Source organism: Roseococcus pinisoli, assembly GCF_018413645.1.
In the GTDB taxonomy this organism is placed as follows: domain Bacteria; phylum Pseudomonadota; class Alphaproteobacteria; order Acetobacterales; family Acetobacteraceae; genus Roseococcus; species Roseococcus pinisoli.
This window is the reverse complement of the sequence record NZ_JAHCDA010000010.1, coordinates 1-5,125: the sequence shown is the minus strand read 5'-3', so window position 1 is coordinate 5,125 and position 5,125 is coordinate 1. Positions and strand designations below refer to the sequence as shown.

General features: G+C 64.8%; 6 protein-coding genes. 4 read left to right on the top strand and 2 right to left on the bottom strand.

Annotation, left to right across the window (positions count from 1 at the left end; all coding sequences use genetic code 11):
* Positions 1 to 89: 89 nt before the first annotated feature.
* The 3 genes from KHU32_RS22935 to KHU32_RS22925 all read left to right on the top strand — a co-directional run bounded on the left by KHU32_RS22935 (position 90) and on the right by KHU32_RS22925 (position 2,540).
* Entirely contained in the window at positions 90 to 659 is a 570-nt protein-coding gene (locus KHU32_RS22935; RefSeq protein ID WP_213672511.1) for a hypothetical protein, read from the top strand.
* A 213-nt stretch (positions 660 to 872) separates the two neighbouring features.
* A complete protein-coding gene (locus KHU32_RS22930) occupies positions 873 to 1,298 on the top strand; it encodes a hypothetical protein (RefSeq protein ID WP_213672510.1) in 426 nt (141 codons plus the stop codon).
* 3 nt (positions 1,299 to 1,301) lie between these two features.
* Positions 1,302 to 2,540 (top strand): HlyD family secretion protein, encoded by a 1,239-nt coding sequence (locus tag KHU32_RS22925; RefSeq protein WP_213672509.1) that lies wholly within the window; start codon positions 1,302 to 1,304, stop codon positions 2,538 to 2,540.
* Between the two features lie 405 nt (positions 2,541 to 2,945).
* Here the strand turns inward: KHU32_RS22925 and KHU32_RS22920 are convergent, their stop codons facing one another.
* On the bottom strand, positions 2,946 to 4,253 hold the full coding sequence (locus KHU32_RS22920; protein WP_347265593.1) for an OmpA family protein: 1,308 nt from the start codon (positions 4,251 to 4,253) through the stop codon (positions 2,946 to 2,948).
* Between the two features lie 32 nt (positions 4,254 to 4,285).
* Complete coding sequence (locus KHU32_RS22915; RefSeq protein WP_213672508.1) at positions 4,286 to 4,537, bottom strand: hypothetical protein; 252 nt, start codon at positions 4,535 to 4,537, stop codon at positions 4,286 to 4,288.
* A 320-nt stretch (positions 4,538 to 4,857) separates the two neighbouring features.
* Here KHU32_RS22915 and KHU32_RS22910 point away from each other — a divergent pair.
* A partial coding sequence (locus KHU32_RS22910; protein WP_456315957.1) for a hypothetical protein occupies positions 4,858 to 5,125 on the top strand: 268 nt, incomplete at its 3' end.

The window sequence follows — 5,125 nt, the reverse complement described above, 5'->3', positions numbered from 1 at the left end:
AACGTCAACTCCCTGCCGGGCGACCGCAAGCCGGCTCTAGGTTTTCAAGGGCGATCACGCCTGCGAAACACCAGATCGGGAGGATCTCGATGAACCGCCGCCTCTTCCTAACGCTGCCACTAACACTTGCCCTCCCCGCGATCTCGGCATGCCAGTCTTCCATAGATACCGAGGAGTCCATCACGCTCAACGGTGTCATCGAGACGGTGGATCCCACCTCCCGGGAGGTGCTGATACGCGGCCAGTCCGGCGCCCAGTCCGGCAGGTTGGTGAGCATGGTCGTCGGCAGCCGTGTGCAGCGCCTCAACCAGATCCGCCCCGGCGACCGCGTGACGGTGCACTACTATCAGGCGCTGGCTGCCCGAGTGGCTCGCCCGCGGGCTGGGTCAGCGGAACCGCCCTTTGCCGGGGAGCGCATCTCGCGCGAGGCGGCTCGCCCGGGGGGCGAGATGACCCGCGTGCACGCCGCCCGCGTCACCATCACGGCGATCGATCGCGAGACGAGCGCGGTCACCTTCACCGGGCCGGGCAATCTCTCCCGCACGGTCACCCCGCGGAACCCGGAAGTCCTGGAGTTCGTCCGCACGTTGCGCGTGGGCGATCAGGTGGACATGGTCTACGAGGAAGCCCTGGCAGTTTCCATCGAGCCGATGCGCTAAGGCACCGACCTGTCCTTTCTGGGCCGGTGGACGAGCCGGCTACCTTCGCGAAGCCAGTGACGCCCGGGCTGAAAAGGAAATCGGGCCTTATTTCTCGTCCAGACCGAGCGAGTGGACTTTGCCTCCTCTCGCTTTCGGTCCTTCGGCGCAGCCGGCCGTCCCGGGACGAGCTGCTGCCGGAAAGGGTCGAAGTCATATTGGGAGAGAATTGCGATGAGCACGACACTCCACCCCGCCGCTCCCCACCACTTGCCCCTTTTCGTTGCTGGCCCGGATGGATCGGACGTGGTGATGGTGGCCACCGGTATTTTCCTGCTGGCGGCAATCGTGACCTTCGGCATCCTCTTTTTGCGACTGCACACGCTTCCGGAGCGAATGGCGCATAGAGGGCACAAACTTCAGTTTGAGATCGTCGCGGTGCTCGGCCTGCTGGCCCTGTTTACCCATCTCCACATCTTCTGGGTGGCGGGCCTACTTCTGGCCCTGATCGACTTACCGGATTTCACTGGCCCGCTTCGGAGGATCGCCGGCTCGAATGAGCGGATCGCCGGATTACCCCCGGGAGGTGGCGACACCACTGAAGCGCCCCTGGAGGAAAAGGTGCCGCCGGCCATGTCGGTCGAGCAGGACGGTCACTGAGCCATGCTGGAAATCCTGCTCTGCTCGCTCGTCACGATCCTGCCGGATTACCTCTTCCGTCGCTACGTCCAGGGCAAGCGGATCGGGCATGAGATCACACTCTTCTCGGTCTGGTTCGAGCTCCGCTGGGGGATCGTTACCTGCCTGCTGCTGGCGATCAGCCTGATTACCCTGGTCTTCTACTTCCACCCTTCGAGCAACTACGTCGTCTCGGTGTTCCGGGCCGTGCCGATCGTTCCCCAGACCAATGGACGGGTGGCCGAGATCTTCGTGCGCGGAAGCCAAGCGGTGGAGGCTGGGACGCCTCTCTTCCGGCTGGCCGACGAGACGCAGCAGACGGCGGTGGAGGCGGCCAGGCGCGCCATCGCCCAGGTGGATGCCTCAATGCTGGTCGCACAGGCGGACCTGTCCTCGAGCCGTGCACGGATCCTCGAAGCCCAAGGCGCTTTGCGCCAGGCCACCGATGAGCTGGCTGTGAAGAGGGAACTGACCCGGCGGAACTTCGATGTCGTGGCCCGGCGCGAAGTCGAGCGTGTGGAGGTGCTGGTGCAGACGCGGGAAGCCGGCGTCGCGGCCGCGCAGGCGGCGAGCCAGGCCGTGGCGGCCCGCATCTCGGACCAGCTGCCCGCCGAGCGGGCCAGCGCCCTGGCCGCCCTCGCACAGGCGCAGGCGGAGCTGGACAAGACGATCATCCGCGCCGGGGTGAGCGGCCGAGTCGAGCAATTCCTGCTTCAGGTAGGCGATATCGTGAACCCGATGCTGCGCCCGGCCGGCGTGCTCGTGCCCGAGGGGCTGGGCATCCGCAATCGCTCGCTGGCCGCGGGCTTCGGGCAGATCGAGGCGAAGGTGATGCGGGTCGGAATGATCGCGGAGGCCGTCTGCATCTCGCAGCCCTGGGTCGTAATCCCGATGGTGGTCACGCAGGTGCAGCCCTTCGTGGCGGGCGGGCAGATTCGCGGCGGCGAGCAGTTGCTCGATGTTCAGCAGTTTCGCCAGCCGGGTACCGTCCTGGTCTCGCTGGACCCGCTCTACGAGGGCGGGCTGGATGGCGTCGTTCCGGGAAGTCATTGCATCGCCAATGCCTATACTTCGAATCATGAGGCTCTGTCGCAGCCAGGCGTCGGCACTCTGCGCGGAATCGCCCTGCACGCAGTGGATGCGGTCGGGCTGGTCCACGCCATCCTGCTACGAATACAAGCCTTGCTGATGCCGTTTAGGTTGCTCGTTTTGTCGGGGCATTAGGATCCGTGGTGCACCCCGGCCGACGCGTTGGCCTTGGCGGCCATGGACGTCGGTCCGGGTTTTGCGACCACCGCGCGCGGCGAACCACGAGGATGGCGCAACGGGGCAAGTCATCGCCAGTCTTGTAAAGCCTGAGCGGCAGCGGCAGACCAAGCAGGACCTCGAGGTCAGCCCCGATCCAAGGGCGAGAGCTCAGCGCTTCCCCCAACATGCCGATCGCCCATCATCTCGATGGCCCAGTGGCAGATTCGTCGAAACGGGGTTGGTCGGATCTCGGCATTCGCGTGAGAATGTCGGACCCGGCCCTTTGACGGAAAGACGGCCGATAAAGAGTCAGCTCTATCGTCGTAGAGCGTCTCGCGCGAATAACGTCGAAAGGCCGGGTGCACGGCACATGGCCGTTCCTCAATGCAGGATGATCTCGACGCGGCGGTTCTGCGGTTCGCGCACACCCATCGCCGTTGGAACGAGCGGACGATCGAAGCCGAAGCCCTGGATCGTGATCTCGTTGCGGGCGATACCACGGCGGACGAGCTCGGTGGCAACCGCCTCGGCGCGACGCACCGACAGGCGCTGGTTGTACTGAGCCGTACCGGTGCGGTCGGCGTGGCCGGACACCTCGATGCGCGTCGAGTTCACCGTGCGGGCGTTCTGCGCTGCATCGGCGATGATCTGTCGGGCACGGTCGGTCAGGTCCGCACGATCCCAGTCAAAGAAAACCAGGTAGGTGCGGGCGGGAGCCGGCGCGGGGGCAACAGGCGCGACAACCACGGGAGCCGGACGCGGCGCGTTGAAGGCATAGCGCAGTCCGAGCAGCGCGCTGTGGTTGCCGTTGTCCACCGTGATGGAGCCCGTGGCGAGCTGGCGCCCGGTCGGGGCAAAGCTCGCCGTCGACGAGTACTTCACCTCGGTCGTGGCGAAGTAACGATACTCTGCGGTGACCGCGAGGCCCGGCACCGAGGCAATCGGGAAGGCCAGGCCGGCGATCGCCTGGTACGCGAAGACCGCGACGTCGCCATTGTAGTCGGTCCGCACCAGGGTTCCGGGGACCGTGAACCTCGAGGCGTTGCCCGTGTAGCCGGTGAGGGCGACGCCAGCACCGGCTCCGACATAGGGCATCACCCAGGGCGCAGCGGGGATATGGAAGTCATAAAGAGCGTTCACCATGAAGCTGCCCGAATGCCGGGTGCCGTTGGTGCCGGGAATGCGGCCGCTGTTCACCAGCGGACCGAAGCCGGAAATGCCATTGGTGTCGTTATTGCGGTAGCCGATCTCGCCCTCGAGCCGGAGCCCATTGCCGAAGCCGTAGCCCAGGCTGACGACGCCGACGTATCCGGTCTGAAAAGTGGTGCGGCCGTTATTGGCCGGGAAACCGGCGCTGCGCAGGCCAGCCGTCATGCTGCCATTCTGGCGCAGATCAGTCGCGTCACCCCAGTTCGCGCCAGCTCCGGCTCCGACATAGAGACCCGACACCGGCTGCGCCTGTACCGCCAGCGGCGAGGCTAATGCGGCCGTGGCCCAGAGGAATTTCCGTATTGCCATCAGGAGGTCCCAACCTTGAGAGAGATTGCTGTTGTGACCCGACACGATCACCGCCTTGTAGGCGGAAGGCGCTTCCCCTTGCCGTGATCGAGTTCGATTCCGGTCGGCCAAACGATGCGGCACGTCGGGAAGGCGCAACAACGCTTGGACGAGGTATTCGATGTCATTCACGGTGACGTTCGCCTGTGCCTGCGGCGCTGAATTCAGGCGGATTTCAAAAAGAACTGCGCGATCTCCGCTTCCAGAGAAGCGATCAGCGATCGGTATTCCTCGATCTCCGACGCGTGTGCCACGCCGCCCAGCCCCTCGAACCTGGCGAGACACATGCAGGCAAGCCCGTACTCCTCGCAAAGGCTCCGGAACCGGGGATCGGACAGACAGAGCAGGCGGATCAGCAGACCGTGTTCGGGAAACCGGGCGATGACGGCGTCCAGGTTGAGTGAAGGATCGACCACGGTGGTTCCGTCCCACGGATGAGCGGGGCATCCGATCGGCTGCGTTCATTTGATCGAAAGACAGCAAGGCGACGATCGACAACCGCGCCGCCGTCCAAGACGGATCTTGGCCACGGGCAGGTATCGCCTCACGTACGTAACAGTTAGCGCAAGGGCCACCCGTGTGGCCTGACCGATCCGCCCACGGTCTTCAGGTCGCAGATCCCCTCCAAAATCATTGCGCCCCCGTCTTATTTTGCGCCAAAACCCTCCTGCTGTCGGACAGCGCCCAAGACACCAGGAAGTACGGGGGCAAATATGCCCCGTTCAGGGGGGGCCGGATGGGCGACGATCATAATAATGACGTGCCGCCAGATGCTGTCCGAGAACAGCTTCGCCGGATCCTTGACTCCCCCGGTTTCGATGCATCCGAGCGGAACCGGAATTTCCTGGCCTATGTCGTCGAGGAGGCCCTGGAAGGCCGATCGGCCCGCGTCAAAGCCTATACGATCGCCACCACCGTCTTTCGTCGCGATGCGAGCTTTGACCCGCAGCTGGATTCAATCGTACGGATCGAGGCCGGCCGGATCCGCCGCTCCCTGGAGCACT

What these genes read in the sequence shown, in the direction of transcription:
- KHU32_RS22935 (WP_213672511.1), top strand. Translation starts at nt 90, where the DNA reads ATGAACCGCCGCCTCTTCCTAACGCTGCCACTAACACTTGCCCTCCCC.
- KHU32_RS22930 (WP_213672510.1), top strand. Translation starts at nt 873, where the DNA reads ATGAGCACGACACTCCACCCCGCCGCTCCCCACCACTTGCCCCTTTTC.
- KHU32_RS22925 (WP_213672509.1), top strand. Translation starts at nt 1,302, where the DNA reads ATGCTGGAAATCCTGCTCTGCTCGCTCGTCACGATCCTGCCGGATTAC.